The sequence below is a fragment of the Achromobacter arsenitoxydans SY8 genome (genome assembly GCF_000236785.1).
Classification (GTDB): Bacteria; Pseudomonadota; Gammaproteobacteria; order Burkholderiales; family Burkholderiaceae_B; genus Achromobacter; species Achromobacter arsenitoxydans.
Genome location: NZ_AGUF01000052.1, coordinates 219877 through 234686 on the forward strand (window position 1 = coordinate 219877; position 14810 = coordinate 234686).

Genomic DNA, 14810 nt, shown 5'->3' on the forward strand with positions numbered 1-14810 from the left:
CAGAAACAATCAAGGCTTATCAGTCACGTAAATCTGCTTCCACTCCTTTTGCATATCAACGATCGTCCAGCCCTTGGCGCGCGCTTCGTCCAGGGCTTTGTCCAAGCGGCCGATGCTAGAGTCCCTGTCATAGGCCCACTCCCGTTTGGAATCCGTGTGGTGAACCAGACCGGCGAAGCGTTTTCCTGGACCTGCTGTGGTCCACTGGAGCATCTGCAGGTCGCCGTCCGAGTTCCCGAAGGCCAGGATCGGGCGGCGACCGATGTAGCGTTGGATCGCCACTGGCTTTCCCGGTCCGTCGTCGTTGAACTCCAGTTTGGGCAGGCGCATAAGCTGGAAGGTCCCGCCCGCGTCGACGAACTCGGTGCCGAGTGCGGTGCCGACGACCTGCTCCGGCGGAATGCCGTAAGCGGCCTGTGTCCAGGGGCGCATGAACTCGACCTCACCGCCCGACACGATATAGGTCTTGAAGCCGTGGGCGCGCAGGTAATCCAGTAGTTGGCGCATCGGAACGTACGTCATCTCGTTGTAGAGCATGCCGGTACTGGGATGGCGGGCCTTCTGCATCCAACTGCCAACGCGTTGCGAGAATTGGTCAACGGACATACCGGTATGAGTGGCGACGATGAGGTCCATCATGCCGGCGTGGCCCGACTTGGCGAGCGCAGCCTTGTCCCCTTCCAGTACTGCCTTGAACGGCTGGCGCGTCTTCCATTCTGGATGGGACGGCGCCAGCGCGTGAACCTCGTCAAATGCGAACAGGACCTCGAAGTACATGGGTTGCTCGCTCCAGAGCGTGCCATCGTTGTCGAAGACCGCGATGCGCTCCTCCTGCGGCACGAAATCCGGACTGCTTGGATCCGTCACTGCGTTGACGAATGCAACGATGGCGCTGCGAGACGGCCCGTCGGCCCACGACGGCAGATCAACGGGCGCCTTGGCTTGCGGCGCCGCGCAGCCCGCGAGCAGGCACAGCGCGCAGAGCCACAGCCATGCGAGCCAGCGTCGCATCGGTTCAGTTTCATTGAAACACCGCATCAGCTTCTCCCCTTGCGCGCATCGCGCCGCTGGTTTACAGGATTCAGTTCGTCGGGTAATGCTTGGCCAGATCGTTTGTGGATGCGCCAGGCTTTCCGCCACACACGGCTGCGCGCCGCCAGGCGTGCCCGCCAATCCGCCTTGTGTTCGCCGGTTCCGTAGATCTGACGCAGTGCGTTTTCTGCCAGCAGTCTGTCTTGTTCTTCCAATGACGCCATCGCTGGGCGCAGTGCCACCTCGCCGCTGATGCGCCGTATCCAGCGATAGCAGGCGCTCAGCACGGGCTGTCCGGCGCGGGCCTCGCGGCGCCATTCAAGCCAATAGTGCGGTTCGCTGGCCAGCCAGCGTGCCTTGCCGCGCCTGCCGGCGGCGGCGACGGACCGGCCAAGCCGCATCCACCACGTCCGACCCAACCATAGGATCAGCAGCATTAGCGCCATGCCGATGAGCGTGGGCATGACCCACGCCGGCAGTGACCAGCGCAATCCATGACGCAACTTGGCAAGGTCCTCTTGCAGCGAAAAAGGCGGCGCCGCCTTGGGCGCGGCCTGGATGTTCACCTCCCGGCCAGGCAAGGTCCGGCTCTGAGGCACACCGCTGCCGCCATCGGTCCAGTGCAGGGTCAAAGGCGGCAAAGTAAAGCGGCCGGCCTCCTCGGCCACATAGTCTGCCCGGTCGATCCGCTGCCCGCCCACGAATCCGCCGCGTCCGTCCGTCAGTGTTACGACTTCCGGTTCGCGCGGATAACGCTTGAAATTTGCCACGTCCTCCAAAGGCGCAGGCGGCAACAGCATCGGCTGCACGCCGTCTGCGCGTTGGGTGACGCTGCGGGTAATGCGGCCTCCTTGCACCATGGGATCAGGCGCCAGCTCGAAAGCCTGCGTGACGGTCAGGTCTCCGACGATCTTCGCCGGCCCGGATTCACCCGTGATTTCAATAGAAAGCGGCGCGCTTTCAGCCGTTGTCGGTGCGCCGCCGGGGCCGAGCCGCGCCGTCACGCTCAAAGCGGGTATCTGTATCGCGCCAGCCGACTCCGCGCTGATCAGGTACGTATACCGCAAGCCGTTCAATGCCAGCCCATCCTGCTCGTCGCGAACCAGCTCGCCATGACCGGCAGGCGGGGTGACCATCACGCCGGGCAGGTCCAGTTTGGGCAGCTCTGGGGGCTGCAGGAACCAGGTGGTCGTCATGACCTCCAGATGCATTTCGATGGTGGCGCCGGTCAGCCCCTTGGCCGGCGCCTTTGCCGTCACGCGCAATACCGGCGCATCCTGGGCGTGCGACGGCAGCGCCGTCGCCATCCCCAAGGCCAATAACAGGCAGCATTGCCGTGCCAGACGCATCATGGTTGCCTCTCCGCGTCCTGCACCGCGAATTTGCTGCGCAGAAAGCGCGCGGGAGACAGCGTCAGCGTGCGCAGCCAGATGTCCTCCGACGCCGCCTGTTGGACCTGCACTTTCGAGAGTTCGCCGGCTTTCGCAGTCTTGTCGGCAATGGTCTGATCGGGTGGGTCGGCCTGGTCGCCCTGCTGCTCCTGGCTCATCGCCGCCAAAAGTCGCGTCACAATGCCCCGGTTCACCAATGCCGGTTCCCACCCCGGCCTAAGCGCGAGGGCCCTGTCATAAGCCCCCAGCGCTGCGTCGTAGCGGCGCAGCCGGACTTGCGTGTTGCCGACGTAAAAGTACGCTTCGGCAGTGGTCTGCTGTGAAAAGGCCGTCAATGCCGCGGCGTAATCACCGGCTGAATAGGCTGCGCGGCCCTTCCAATACGGATCCTGGAAATGGCCGGCCGCTGCGCTGTATTCGCCGCGCTCGAAGGCCAGGCGGCCCTGCTGGTCGGGCGTGAGGAAGACGTCGGCTAGACCGTCGGCGCGGGCCTCCGGCGGCACGGTGAAGAGGAATACGCCAGCAAACACGCAAGCCTGCCATGCTACCCGCCAGCCGCGCCGCAACGTCAGCAGCGCAAGCAAAGCCAGGGGCCAGCACAGCCAGTATCCCGCGTCCTTCCAGTGTGCCGGACCTGCGTCGGCGTCCTGCACGGACTCGAAGTGCTGCTGTGCGTGCAGCGTGATCCAATCCAGGTCATCGGGGGTGCCGGTCAGGCTGCCCAGCGGCGCATCGGCTGCGCGCGCCAGCGCGCGCAACGCCGGTTCGTCGATGCCTCCCTGGGCCTCGGTGTTGCCGACCGCCATGACGAGGGTCTGCAGATTGTCGGCGGCCTGCGCCCGCTGGCGCACCTGTTCCGGCGCGGGAGCGCCGTCTGTCATGAGCAGCAGCGTGCCGCCCGCGCGTTCGGCTGCCAACACCTGCGCCGTCAGGTCGATGACACCGGGCACGTCGCGTCCGTCCCGGTCGATGAGATCTGTGGACAGCGCCTGGACGAACAGGTCGAGCAGCTCGCGGTCGTCAGTGGGAGGCAGCACCAGATGGCTGCTGCCGGCATAGGCGATCAGGCCTGTCCTGGCGCCGGCACGCCGGGCGGCCAGGTCGCGCACCGTATGCTTGGCCGCTTCCAGGCGCGACGGCGGGACGTCGGTGGCGTTCATGGTTGCGGACAGGTCGACGGCAACGACCAGCGGCGCGACGTTGTCCAGGAATTCGGGTTCGTCCCGCTGCCAGGCCGGGCCCGCCGCCGCCACCGAACCCAGCGCGAGCATCGCCGCCACCATGTCAAGCGGGCGCGGGCCGCGCGTGCCAGCCGTATGCACAACCAAGTAAGGCAGCAGGCCAGTTGCGATTCCGCTATTGCGTCCAAACCCGGCGCGCTGGCCCCGTCCGGCCGCCCACAGCGCTATCGCGAGCGCGACGCCAAGCAGGAACCACGGACGCAGAAAGTGAAACGCGCTCAGGTCCACGATGCGCTCCCCCTGCCCTCGTCCGCGTCCGGGCCCAGCCGGGACCGCAGCGCGGCGGCGATGTGCCAGAGCGCCAGCAGGCCAAGCGCCACCGCTAGGGGCGCCCAAAAATACTCATGCTTGGGTTGGTGCCGCAATGTCTTCACTTCCTGCGGCGTCAGGCGATCCAGCGTGCCGTACACATCCTGCAGTGCCCGAAGATCACCCGCGCGAAAGAATCGGCCCCCGGTGGCGTTGGCGATGCCTTGCAGCGCGGCAAAGTCCACGCGGTCCTCGCCACTGGCCTGCGGATCGCCAATGCCGATCGTATGCACGACGATCTTGTGATCGGCGGCGAGCCGGGCCGCCCGCGCCGGCGGCACCGCGCTGCCAGTGTCGTTGCCGTCAGTCAGCAGGATCATCACTTTGTCACGCTCCTGGGCAACGTCCAGCATGCGGATGCCTAACCCGATAGCGTCACCGATGGCCGTATTGGGCCCGGCCATGCCGACGGAGGTTTGCTCCAGCAGCAGGCTTAGGGTCGCATGGTCCCGGGTCAGCGGCGCCTGGGGATAGGCGCCCGAGCCGAACACGATCAGTCCCAGCCTGTCGTCGTGGCGCTTGGCGATGAAGTCCGCCACCACCTCCTTGACGGCCTGCCAGCGGGTGGCGGGCCGGCCTTGGGCATCGCGGAAGTCGGCGCTGTCCATGGACTGCGAGATGTCCACGGCCAGCAGGATGTCGCGCACCGGTTCGGTGTGGGTCAGGGGCGGCTCGACCCATTGCGGGCGGGCCAGCGCCAGCACCAGGAGCAGCCACACGGTCAGGTTCAGCCATAGCTGCCCGCGCCCCGCCTGCACGCCTGGGCGCGTGGGGGCCTTGCCCGTCAGCCTGGCCATGGTGTCGAAGAACGGCATGCGCAGCGCGCTGCGCGGCTGCACGTAGGGCGGCAGCCAGCGAAAGGCGGCCCACGCAAGCGGGGCCGCGGCCAGCAGCCAGGGATACTCAAGCCTCCACATGGTGCCGCTCCATCCAGAGCCGGCTGGCGGCAAGCAGGCGGCGAATGTCCGCCGGATCCAGCGCGCGCACCGCCGTGTCGGGCGCATAGGCCAGGGTCGCCAGCAACTGTGCGCCATCGCGGGGCAGCGGTGGGCCGCAATGAGCCAGCCAGGCTATCCAGGCCTCGCCCGCCAGAGGCGCCGCGTTGCGGTCGGGCGCTAGTGCTGCCAGCGCGGAGCGCTTGAGCAGCGCCGGCAGCCCGCGCGCCGCCAATGGATCGGCGGCGGCGTCGGCCTCGATACGCCGCAGTTCGGACAGCGCCTCGCGCCGGTAGCGGTTCCTGTGCCATCGGCGCCACGCGCGCGCCGCCATCCAGCCCGTCGCCGCGGCCAGCAGCAACGCAAGCGCCGCCCAGCCCCAGGTCTGCGGCCAATAGGAAACGGGCGCGGGCAAAGGCAGCTCGCGCAACTGATCCAGGCCCGGCAGCGCTGCGCTCATGGCCGCGCTCCCGCCTGCCGTCCAAGCTCGCGGCGCAATTGCGCCAGTTCGTCCTGCGCAGTGTCGATGCTGAGCAGCGGCACGCGGCTGCGCCGCAGCAGGTCGGCCACCTCGCGCAGCCGTCCGCTGAAGAAATTGGCAAGCGGCTGGCGTTCGCGCCGGCGTCCCACGGCGATCTCGAGGTGCAGCTCTCCCTGGGTTACCAGCAGGCGGCCTCGGCTAGGGATGTTCTGCGCCATCGGGTCGAACACCAGAACCGCGACGACGTCGTTGTGCGAGGCCAACTGGCGCAGCCAGCGCAACGTGTCGTCGTCGGCGCCGGAAAAGTCGCTGACGATGCAGATCAGGCTATCGTGCGGCGCCTGCGACAAGGCCGCGCGCAGCGCCGCGTTCAAGCCATCGTCACGGGAGCGCTCTGGACGCTCGGCCGAAAGTCCCTGGTTGGCCCGGACCAACTCGGCCAGGAAAGCGCGCACACGGTCCCGGCTGCGCAGCGGCTTGAAGCTGCGCTGGCCATCATCGTCGAAGACGATGCCGCCCACCCGGTCGCCGGCCCCGAGCGCCATCCAGGCCGCACTCGCCGCCAGGCGGGCGGAAACTGCGCACTTGAATGCACGCACCGATCCGAAATACATCGTCATGCGCTGATCTGCCAGCACCAGCGTCGGCCTGTCACGCTCTTCGCTGTAGGCGCGGACATAGGGTTTGCCATAGCGCAGCGAGGCCCGAAGGTCCAGCTGTCGCAGATCGTCCCCGGCCACGTAGCGCCGCAGTTCGGCAAAATCCAGCCCACGGCCCCGCAGCCGCGAGCCGTGCAATCCGGCCAGCACGCTGCCCTGCGGTTGGAGGGCGCGGAACGACAGGCCGGCGATCCTCCCTTCCAGGGCGATGAGTTCGGCCAGGGCGGGATGCACGGGGTGCGCTTCCATGGGCTCGCCTCAGGCCGGCACCGCGACCGTATCCAACAGGCGGTCGATCGCCGCATCGGGAGTGACCCCGTCCGCCACCGCGTCGTAAGACAGATGCAGGCGATGGCGCAGCACCGCGTGCGCGACTTCCCGCACGTCGTCGGGCGAACTGAAGTCCGCGCCCGACAGCCAGGCGTGCGCGCGCGCGGCACGGTCCAGCGCAATGGCGCCGCGAGGACTGGCGCCCACCTGTATCCAGCGGGCCAGATCGGCATCGCCGGGTTGGCGCGTCGCGTTGACCAGGTCGACGATGTACCGATCGACTGCCGCCGAGACATGGACGGCGGCGGCTTCGGCTCGGCACGCGAACAGATCGTCCTGGGAGAGTCGCATCGCGGCCCCCAGCGCCTCGGGCGGCTGCCGCAGCAGCGCAAGCATCGCCATTTCGTCGTCGACGGCCGGATAGTCAAAGCTGATTTTCATCAGGAAGCGGTCCATCTGGGCTTCCGGCAAGGGATAAGTGCCCTCCTGCTCTATCGGATTCTGCGTGGCCAGCACCATGAACAGGGGCGGCATCGGCCGGGTCTCTCCACCCACGGTGATCTGCCGCTCTTCCATCGCTTCCAGCAGGGCGGACTGAACCTTCGCGGGCGCCCGGTTGACTTCGTCCGCCAGGATGAGATTGCCGAACAGCGGGCCGGGCTGGAACGCCACCGAGTGCCGACCTTCGGCATCCTGCTGCAGCACGTCGGCTCCGGTGATGTCCGAAGGCAGCAGGTCCGGGGTGAACTGGATGCGGCGCATCTCGGCGGCCAGATGCGCCGCCAGCGCCTTGACGGTCCGCGTTTTGGCCAGGCCGGGCAGGCTCTCAAGCAGGACGTGCCCGTCCGCCAGCAGCGCCACGATGATCTTGCGGATCACTTTCCCTTGGCCGAGCACCGCCTGGGATACCGCCTGTTCAAGCGCAAGAATGCCGTCACGGTTGGCCATGCCTCTTCCCCTCCCCAGGATCGGCCGCTCGCAAGGAGCGGATGCTCAACGGCTGGCGACGCTGCCCTGACGCGCCTTGGCCAGCTTCCATTGCTCCGGCGTCATGACCGTCCGGAAGCCGAGATGCGACATGGGGTTGAGCGGGTCGGTGCCGCGCCGAGCGCTGGCGCGGTAGCTGATGCAATAGGTATCGCTGCAGAGGAACGACCCGCCTCGCGTCACGCGCTTGGGCGCTGAGACCGGCACATTGCCGTCGCTGGGGTCAAAACTGTCGGCTGGGCCTGCGGGGTCTTTTGGGGGCTGCCGGAACTGAGCCTGGATCTGGAAGGCATCCGCGCGATACCAGTCCGCGGTCCACTGCCAGACATTGCCGGCCATGTCGTAGAGTCCGTAGCCATTGGGCGCATAGCTGCCCACTGGGGTCGTCCCTACCTGGATCTTCTCGTCCTTGACGACGGGAAACGGCTGCTGTTGCTGCGTGTCCCAGATATTGGCCATGGCCTTGCCTTGCGGCAGGAGCTCATTGCCCCAGGTGTAGGTGGCCTGCTCCAGGCCTCCGCGCGCAGCAAATTCCCATTCGGCTTCAGTGGGCAGGCGCTTGCCCGCCCATTTGGCGTAGGCCTGGGCATCTTCGTACGAAACTTGCACGACCGGATGTTCGTCCTTGCCGGCGATGTCGCTGCCGGGCCCCTGGGGATGCCGCCAATTGGCGCCGGGCACGAAGCGCCACCAACGCGAATAGTCACGCAGCGAGACCTCGGTTTCAGTACCTACGAATACCATGGCCCCCGCAATCAGCTCACTGTCGTGCGGTCGCGGCGTGCCTGGAGGCAATTGCGGCCGTAGATCCTCCCAACGTGGCTTCATTTCCGCAGTGGTGACGTAGCCCGTAGCTTCTACGAAGCGGCGAAACTCTGCATTGGTTACGTCATGGACGTCCATCCAGAAGCCGCTGACCTGCACCTTGTGCGCAGGACGCTCGTTAGGCTGGGACATCTGATGGTCGTTGCCCATCAAGAAGTCGGTGCCGGGTATCCAGGCCATGCCAGTTGGCCCGTTCTTGCCATCACCCAACTTGGGCGAGAACGTCTCCGGCGTGTTGCTGGTTCCCACCACGTACGCACCGATAGCCGCCGTTGCGCCAAGGATTGCAGTCACTGCCAATACGATCTTCAGTTGCTGTTTCACTGGTGCTCTCCGTCATGCGGGTGTGCCTGGGAACCTCTGACGCGACTGGACGCGTATCTCCTGCGCGAAGGAAAAATCGTTCGTATTCCGTTTGAACGATATACGAAAAACGAGGAACCGGCGGATTTTTTATCTAGGGGCGCTCGGTGATTTCAAAGAACACGGGGTCAACGACAAGGAGTATCGGGCAAAGAAATGACCAAAATGAGAAAGCGCACGGCAAGCAAGGAAAGACCTTGACGCACCACCCGGTTCTCTTAAACTTAGCTTCGCTGCAATCCCTGAACTGGGTTGCCGGACGCCCTCCTCTGCTCTTGACCAACCTGATTAGTCAAGGATCTCCATGTCGTGGACACAGACTGCAGTCGAATATTTCGTCCATCTGGCGCCATTCACACGGTTCGTCTTGTGGCTGCTGTTCTTTTTGACCGTGCCTCTGTTGTGCGAACGTGGCCGTATTCCCCCGGTGATCGGCTTTCTGATCATGGGGTTCTTGCTTGGACCTGCCGGCCTTGGACTGTTGGAGCCCGAAGCGCCGGTTACCGAGCTTGCCTCCGAGCTTGGCGTCTGCCTGCTGCTTTTCTTTGTCGGCTACGACATTGATTTCTCGCTGCTCAAGCAAGCGAAGGCCCAGGTGATCTGCTTCGGGCTGCTCACTTTTTTCATGACTTTTGGCGCTGGATTCGCCGTCGCGAGCGTCTGCGGTTACTCGACCAACGCCTCTTTGCTGATCGGTTCGCTAATCGCGTCTCATACGCTGCTGGCGTATCCCATGATACTCAGGCACGGTTTGGCGCGCCGTATCAGCATCATGGCGGCCAGCGGCGCTACCGTTTTCACCGATATCGCCGCCATGCTGGTCCTGGCGATTTGCCTGATTACGCATGAAAAGGGTTTCTCCCTGGCGGCCGTCGAGCTTCAACTGCTTCAGATAGCAATCTTCATTTCACTCATCGTTCTGGGCGGCCCGTGGTGCATTCGAAAGATCCTGGTGCACGCTCACCGCGATGAAACTCGAATCATCGTTTTCTTTCTGGCGGTCGCCTTCGCAGCCCAAACCGCCAAGCTGTTTGGCCTGGACGGAATCGTGGGCGCGTTTCTCGCAGGTATTGCGGTCCGTCAGGCGGCTCCTGAATCCCGCAACGCCGGTGTCATGAAGCTGATCAGCGATACCTTTCTCATCCCCGCTTTCTTCATGGCAACGGGGATGATGCTGCAACCGCTGGAGGCGCTGCAGACTATTTTCATGAATCCCGTGCTTGCGTTGGGCTTGCTTTTCGCGCTGCTGTTGGCAAAGGCCGCCGCGGCCTACGGTATTGGCCTGGTGTTCGGGTACGGCCGAGACGAAATCAAATTGGTCTGGAGCCTGACCTTGCCGCAAGTCGCCGCTACGCTCGCGGCAGCGACAGTCGCGTATCGCACGCTCAATGACCAAGGCCAACCGCTCATAGACAAGCCATTGCTGAATGTCATCTTGATGCTGGTTGTGGTCACATCGCTGGGCGCGCCGTTCCTGACGCAGCGATATGCCCTGCGGCTCCGCGATTCAGAAGCGAGCCAAGGCGCTACGACCCAGCAGCCGACGCCGGGACTCAAAGAACCTACTTAGGAAACAGCAGGGTAAATTGCAGTCGGAAACCTAGGCCGGAAGGTCCTCCTTCCGGCGAGGTAGCCCAGTATCGAAGGCCGCCGCCGATACTGAATGGCTGATCCCCAATTCGCATAACCTTCGTCAGGTTCAAATGCACTGGCACGCTCCACTGGCCGCGCTTCCAGTCATAGGTAGATTCCGTATTCAGGGCAGTGGTCCAGGCACTGGCAGTGGTGTAATTCACAAACGGCTGCGCGAACGTGCTGCTGACATCCCTTCCCTTGTCTCCAATTCCCCAGATATGGTTTGCCAAGAGGCCGTAAGTCCACGGTCCATCCTGCTTCAGCGCGACCGCCGTCGGACCAGCGCCCCAGGCCTTCGCGCCGAGCGCGCTACGGCTTGCCGTTGGCAACAGAAATACAGGTCCAACACCCCAGATGGTGCCGCCAGCGCCAGGTTCCACGGGAGACAGAAAAATACTCTGCACAATATCGCCCACGCCATGCTCGGAACTCCCTGACTGGCCCACGTCGTGCTGGCTGATCAAGGGCACAATTGTGCGAGAGATCAGGTTCCAATCCTTACTCAAGGAGAAAGGAATGACAGGCTGTACATTCAGCGTGCTGCGGCGCCCATCGTAGTCTCCGATGGAATGATCGTAGTTGTATTGGAAAGGAACGCTGATCAAGGAGGCGACAGGGTTGTTGAGCTGCTTTGCCAAATCTGCGTCGCCTGCGGCAGTCGCAATAACAGGCAAGGTCGAAAGAGCGCTCCAACCGGCAAATAGAAGTTCTCTGCTAAGTTTTTGCAATGCTAATCCTCTGGATCTGGCCTCTGCGGTCAGCGTGTCATTGCTCGTAAACGCGCAGCTACTGACGCGCCGCCACTGCCGTCGGTTCCCGCAGCTTCTGCCACTGATCAGTTGTCATCACGTTCGCTCCAGGCACGAATCGCCAATTGCCGTCTTTCTCTTCACAACATCCCCTTTCAACGGCCTGCCAGGCCCGCTCGCAGACTCCCTATCGCGAGCGGGCTCTAGCCTACTGCCCGGTCGGCGTCAGGGCCTTCAATGCATCGTCGATATTGAAATCAATACTTGCTGAGCGCGGAGGGTAGTCCTTCAAGGACTGGACAAGATCTCCCACCTTGTTGAAAGCCGGCGCATAGGTCCACGCCCTGTTTTCCTGCCACTCGTCGAAGCCGCGTGCTTCATGGAAGCGCTCGAACGGATCTACCTTCAGATTCGTGACTAACGGCGTAACCATGCTTTGCTGTACGCCGTTGAACCACTTGTCTTGCTTCTTGAACAGGAACTTCCAGTCACCGTACCGGACACCATGCAGTGTGGTTTCAGTGAAGTAGTAAAACTCCTTGCGTTGCGACGGGCCTTTACCCGTGATCATGGCTGTTTGATCATATCCGTCCAGATGGATTTTCTCGTAACGCTTGTTCCCGGCAGGGAAGCTCGTCAGCAGTTTCTTTTTCAGTTCCGGTTCGCCCAGCTGCGCCATGATCGTTGGCAGCCAGTCTTCCATCGTCATGAATTCTGCGGTCGTCGATCCGGGAGGAATTACGCCAGGCCATTTCACCATCATCGGCACCTTGAACCCGCCTTCGTAACCCCCTACGCCCTTCTCTCCTCGAAAAGGCTGATTGCCGCCGTCGGGCCAGCTGTTTGACGCCGCTCCGTTGTCAGTCGAGAACATAATCACGGTGTTGTCTGCGACGCCCAGCTCCTCAAGCAGCTTCATAAGCTCGCCCACCACATCATCGAGCTCCATCATTCCATCTGCATAGACGCCATAGCCGCTCTTCCCGAGATACTTGTCTGAAAGATTCGTCCGGTAGTGCATCCGTGTCGTGTTATGCCACACGAAAAATGGCTTATCCGCCTTTACCGCATCGGTGATAAACCGCTTGGACTCGGCAAGAATTTCCCATTCCAGGTTGCGCTGACGCTCTCGACCGAACGGGCCCTTATCTTCGATTTTTTGCTTTCCGTCCGGGAGCGCCCAGGAATGAATCATGCCACGCTGCGCAAATTGCTTGGCAACCTGGGGGTCTTTAGGAAAGTCATATTCCTCCATGTATTCGCCTGCATTCAGGTGATAGAGAATGCCGAAGAATTCATCGAAGCCGTTGTTGGTTGGCAGATGCTCGTCGCGGTCGCCCAGGTGATTCTTGCCGAATTGACCGGTGGCATAACCATACGGTTTGAGCAGGCTGGCCAAGGTGGGATCCTTGGGCGACATCCCTTGCTCGGCGCCGGGCAGGCCAACAGTGGCCAGGCCTACACGAATGGGGTACTGACCGGTGATAAAGGCCGCCCGTCCAGCCGTGCACGACGCCTGGCCGTAGTGATCCATAAACAGCATGCCCTGCTTGGCGATTTTGTCTATGTTGGGTGTAGAGCCGCCCATCAGCCCGCGGTGGTAAGCACTGATGTTGTACATGCCAACATCATCGCCCCATATGACCAGGATATTTGGCTTCTTGGCGTCAGCCGCCATGGCGGCCGTGCCGCCAAGAACAAGAATCCAGCCAACCACGGCAAGCAGAAATCTCTTCATCCCATTCCCCGAACAAACACAGGTTCAACAGCCTGAGAGCCAACTATGCGGCCCGCAGGGCGGATAAGGCGGTAGTCGGAAACCAACGATGGGCACCATCGCGACGAGCTTTCATTTGGCTGAGAGCCTAACCGCAATTCTCCGGTGTATCAATGGATATATGCCAGGACAGTGGCCGGAGGGGGAATGCCTGCTTGTCTGCCGCGCTTGCCGGGACATGGCAGGTCAACCATTGATTACTTGACAGGAATGGTAGAGCCGTGATCCTTTACCGACGTTACCGATCCGCGAGCACTGAACATTTCTCCCATACCATTCAATAGGGAGCAAGAATGAATACAGAGCACAGACCCGCCATCGAGGTCGAGAAGTTCTATCTCACCCGGGGTGACATCTTTTATCGCTTCCAGCAAAAGCTGGGCTTGATACCGGCATCAGGAGGCGGATTCAAGCGACGGGCCATCGCCTATGCGGCCATTGCGTGGCTGCCGCTGGTCTTGGCAGCCTGGCTTGCGGGAACTGCCCTTGAAGCCAAAGCGGGTGAAGAGCCGTTGCTGAGCCACATTGGCATTCATGTTCGTTGTCTCATTGCAATCCCGTTGCTTGTATTGGCCGAGGGCATTGCACAGAAACTCATTCCTCTGACGCTTCGCGAATTTCGTCGCTCCGGACTCGTTGACGAGAATCTGCAGCCCAGATTTGAGTCGGTTCTGATAGACATACTCCGATTGCGCAACCGCAGTCTGCCCTGGCTGATCATCGCCGTACTTATCGTGACATGGGCAACGGTTCTGTTTTTCTCGCCCAACCCTGACGAGATTCGCTGGACGGGGCCCGGAGGCGGCAGCCTGCAATTCGGCGCTTGGTGGCTATTGCTGGTTACGAAGCCGCTTTTCTCCATTCTTCTGCTGGCGTGGGTATGGCGGCTGGTTCTATTAAGCCTGCTCCTGTATCGAATTTCGGCGTTGCCTCTAAAACTTGTACCTTCGCATCCCGACAGGCTGGGAGGGCTCGGTTTCCTGGCTCGGCTACCGGCAATCTACAGTCCGTTCATTTTTTCCGTGTCTGCGGTTATGGCGGGCCTTTGGGCCCATCAGGTGCTTTATCACGACCTGGCTGTTCCTGAACTCTATGGCCAGATCGCGGCACTGCTAGCTGTGCTTACCTTGATCGGTTTGGCGCCCCTCCTTGTATTCACACCTTTGCTTATACGGGTGAAAAAACAGGCGCTTTTGGACTATGGCGTGTTTGCCGCAAAACATGGCCGAGCGGTTGACGAACGGTGGATACAGGATAAAAGCGTCCCGGATTACCCCATGCTGGACGCGCCAGAGTTGGGTCCTGTTGCCGACGTACAAGCCATTTACCAAGCGGTTGAATCCATGAGGACAGCCCTGATTAGCAAGTCCGTCCTTTTGATGATTCTTGCTCCCGCTGCAATCCCATTGCTGCTGGTCGTGGCGATGCAGTGGCCTTTGAAAAGCACCCTGTCGAAGCTACTGTTTACGTTGCTCTAAGCCGGCGCCTGCAGGGCCGGTCCGGGCGTCATCGGCACACATGGCCGATGCGCCACGCGCCGCAGCGTATGAATCGGTGGTGTAGATCAACCAGGCCCGAAGTAATGGCGGGCCTGACGCCGGTCCAGTGCCCTGCCCGCCCCGCCGCCGATCAGATGCCGACGACCCGGCTCACGCCACCCTGCGTGACGATCTGCACGCGCTGGCCGGTGGACAGGGGCACGTCCGCTTCCTGCGTGATGACGCGAAGGTCGCCGCTATCCAGGCGCACGGTCAATTCCAGGCCCGCCCTGCGTGCGCTGGCGTTTTCGATCGCGTTGCCGGCCATCGCGCCGCCCACCGCGCCGCCGACGGTGGTGATCCGCCTGCCGGACCCGCCGCCGATGGCGCTGCCCGTCACGGCGCCCAGCGCGCCACCCGCCATGACGCCCAGGCCCGAGGTCTGGCTGGCCTGGATGGTCACCGGCCGCACGCCGACGACATACCCCAGGGTTACGGTCTGCGCCCGCTGCGCCTGGTCAAAGGTGTAGACGCGCGATGAGGCCGACGGATTGGCGCAGCCCGCCAGAATGACGGCCAGCCCAAGAATGGCGCCAGCGCCGATCGTGGTCAGGGGGCTTCGTTTCACTGCCTGCTGATGCTTGTGCATGATGCGTTCTCCAGTACGACGGAATGGTG

13 protein-coding genes are annotated in these 14810 nt (G+C 62.8%); 2 read left to right on the plus strand and 11 right to left on the minus strand.

What is annotated here, in order from left to right; genetic code table 11:
- Window positions 1-9: 9 nt before the first annotated feature.
- From KYC_RS14950 to KYC_RS14985, 8 genes are read right to left on the minus strand one after another with little or no spacing between them, the layout of a single operon-like run.
- Entirely contained in the window at window positions 10-1038 is a 1029-nt protein-coding gene (locus tag KYC_RS14950; RefSeq protein ID WP_043518488.1) for an HAD family hydrolase, read from the minus strand.
- Window positions 1038-2384, minus strand: coding sequence for a BatD family protein (locus tag KYC_RS14955; protein ID WP_043518490.1), 1347 nt, complete (start codon window positions 2382-2384; stop codon window positions 1038-1040). Before KYC_RS14955 ends, KYC_RS14950 begins: the two co-directional genes overlap by 1 nt.
- Window positions 2381-3892: a VWA domain-containing protein gene (locus KYC_RS14960; protein WP_008163682.1), complete on the minus strand. Its 1512-nt coding sequence runs from the start codon at window positions 3890-3892 to the stop codon at window positions 2381-2383. Before KYC_RS14960 ends, KYC_RS14955 begins: the two co-directional genes overlap by 4 nt.
- The gene (locus tag KYC_RS14965) at window positions 3883-4890 is read right to left on the minus strand and encodes a VWA domain-containing protein (protein ID WP_008163684.1); all 1008 of its coding nucleotides are present in this window, start codon (window positions 4888-4890) and stop codon (window positions 3883-3885) included. Before KYC_RS14965 ends, KYC_RS14960 begins: the two co-directional genes overlap by 10 nt.
- On the minus strand, window positions 4877-5368 hold the full coding sequence (locus tag KYC_RS14970; RefSeq protein WP_008163686.1) for a DUF4381 domain-containing protein: 492 nt from the start codon (window positions 5366-5368) through the stop codon (window positions 4877-4879). Before KYC_RS14970 ends, KYC_RS14965 begins: the two co-directional genes overlap by 14 nt.
- Entirely contained in the window at window positions 5365-6297 is a 933-nt protein-coding gene (locus KYC_RS14975; protein ID WP_008163688.1) for a DUF58 domain-containing protein, read from the minus strand. Before KYC_RS14975 ends, KYC_RS14970 begins: the two co-directional genes overlap by 4 nt.
- 9 nt (window positions 6298-6306) lie before the next feature.
- Window positions 6307-7266, minus strand: a complete 960-nt coding sequence (locus KYC_RS14980) for an AAA family ATPase (protein ID WP_008163691.1) — start codon at window positions 7264-7266, stop codon at window positions 6307-6309.
- Window positions 7267-7311: 45 nt separating this feature from the next.
- Entirely contained in the window at window positions 7312-8454 is a 1143-nt protein-coding gene (locus KYC_RS14985) for a formylglycine-generating enzyme family protein (protein ID WP_043518492.1), read from the minus strand.
- 343 nt (window positions 8455-8797) lie between these two features.
- Between KYC_RS14985 and KYC_RS14990 the strand changes: the two genes are divergently transcribed.
- A complete protein-coding gene (locus KYC_RS14990; RefSeq protein WP_008163698.1) occupies window positions 8798-10063 on the plus strand; it encodes a cation:proton antiporter in 1266 nt (421 codons plus the stop codon).
- Here KYC_RS14990 and KYC_RS14995 read toward each other — a convergent pair.
- Window positions 10056-10856 carry a hypothetical protein gene (locus tag KYC_RS14995; protein WP_043518494.1) on the minus strand — a complete coding sequence of 267 codons (801 nt, stop codon included), beginning with the start codon at window positions 10854-10856 and terminating at the stop codon, window positions 10056-10058. The two genes, KYC_RS14990 and KYC_RS14995, sit on opposite strands and share 8 nt — an antisense overlap.
- 229 nt (window positions 10857-11085) lie before the next feature.
- A complete protein-coding gene (locus tag KYC_RS15000; protein ID WP_008163703.1) occupies window positions 11086-12615 on the minus strand; it encodes an arylsulfatase in 1530 nt (509 codons plus the stop codon).
- A 332-nt stretch (window positions 12616-12947) separates the two neighbouring features.
- On the opposite strand from KYC_RS15000, the gene KYC_RS15005 reads away from it, so the two are divergent.
- Window positions 12948-14132 (plus strand): hypothetical protein, encoded by a 1185-nt coding sequence (locus tag KYC_RS15005; protein WP_008163706.1) that lies wholly within the window; start codon window positions 12948-12950, stop codon window positions 14130-14132.
- Window positions 14133-14283: 151 nt separating this feature from the next.
- On the opposite strand, the gene KYC_RS15010 is transcribed toward KYC_RS15005, so the two are convergent.
- On the minus strand, window positions 14284-14781 hold the full coding sequence (locus KYC_RS15010) for an outer membrane lipoprotein (protein ID WP_008163708.1): 498 nt from the start codon (window positions 14779-14781) through the stop codon (window positions 14284-14286).
- Window positions 14782-14810 lie beyond the last annotated feature (29 nt).

Coding starts and splice junctions, on each gene's coding strand:
- KYC_RS14965 (WP_008163684.1), bottom strand. CDS start 4,890: ATGTGGAGGCTTGAGTATCCCTGGCTGCTGGCCGCGGCCCCGCTTGCG.
- KYC_RS14950 (WP_043518488.1), bottom strand. CDS start 1,038: ATGCGGTGTTTCAATGAAACTGAACCGATGCGACGCTGGCTCGCATGG.
- KYC_RS14990 (WP_008163698.1), top strand. CDS start 8,798: ATGTCGTGGACACAGACTGCAGTCGAATATTTCGTCCATCTGGCGCCA.
- KYC_RS14955 (WP_043518490.1), bottom strand. CDS start 2,384: ATGATGCGTCTGGCACGGCAATGCTGCCTGTTATTGGCCTTGGGGATG.
- KYC_RS15010 (WP_008163708.1), bottom strand. CDS start 14,781: ATGCACAAGCATCAGCAGGCAGTGAAACGAAGCCCCCTGACCACGATC.
- KYC_RS15005 (WP_008163706.1), top strand. CDS start 12,948: ATGAATACAGAGCACAGACCCGCCATCGAGGTCGAGAAGTTCTATCTC.
- KYC_RS14980 (WP_008163691.1), bottom strand. CDS start 7,266: ATGGCCAACCGTGACGGCATTCTTGCGCTTGAACAGGCGGTATCCCAG.
- KYC_RS14970 (WP_008163686.1), bottom strand. CDS start 5,368: ATGAGCGCAGCGCTGCCGGGCCTGGATCAGTTGCGCGAGCTGCCTTTG.
- KYC_RS15000 (WP_008163703.1), bottom strand. CDS start 12,615: ATGAAGAGATTTCTGCTTGCCGTGGTTGGCTGGATTCTTGTTCTTGGC.
- KYC_RS14975 (WP_008163688.1), bottom strand. CDS start 6,297: ATGGAAGCGCACCCCGTGCATCCCGCCCTGGCCGAACTCATCGCCCTG.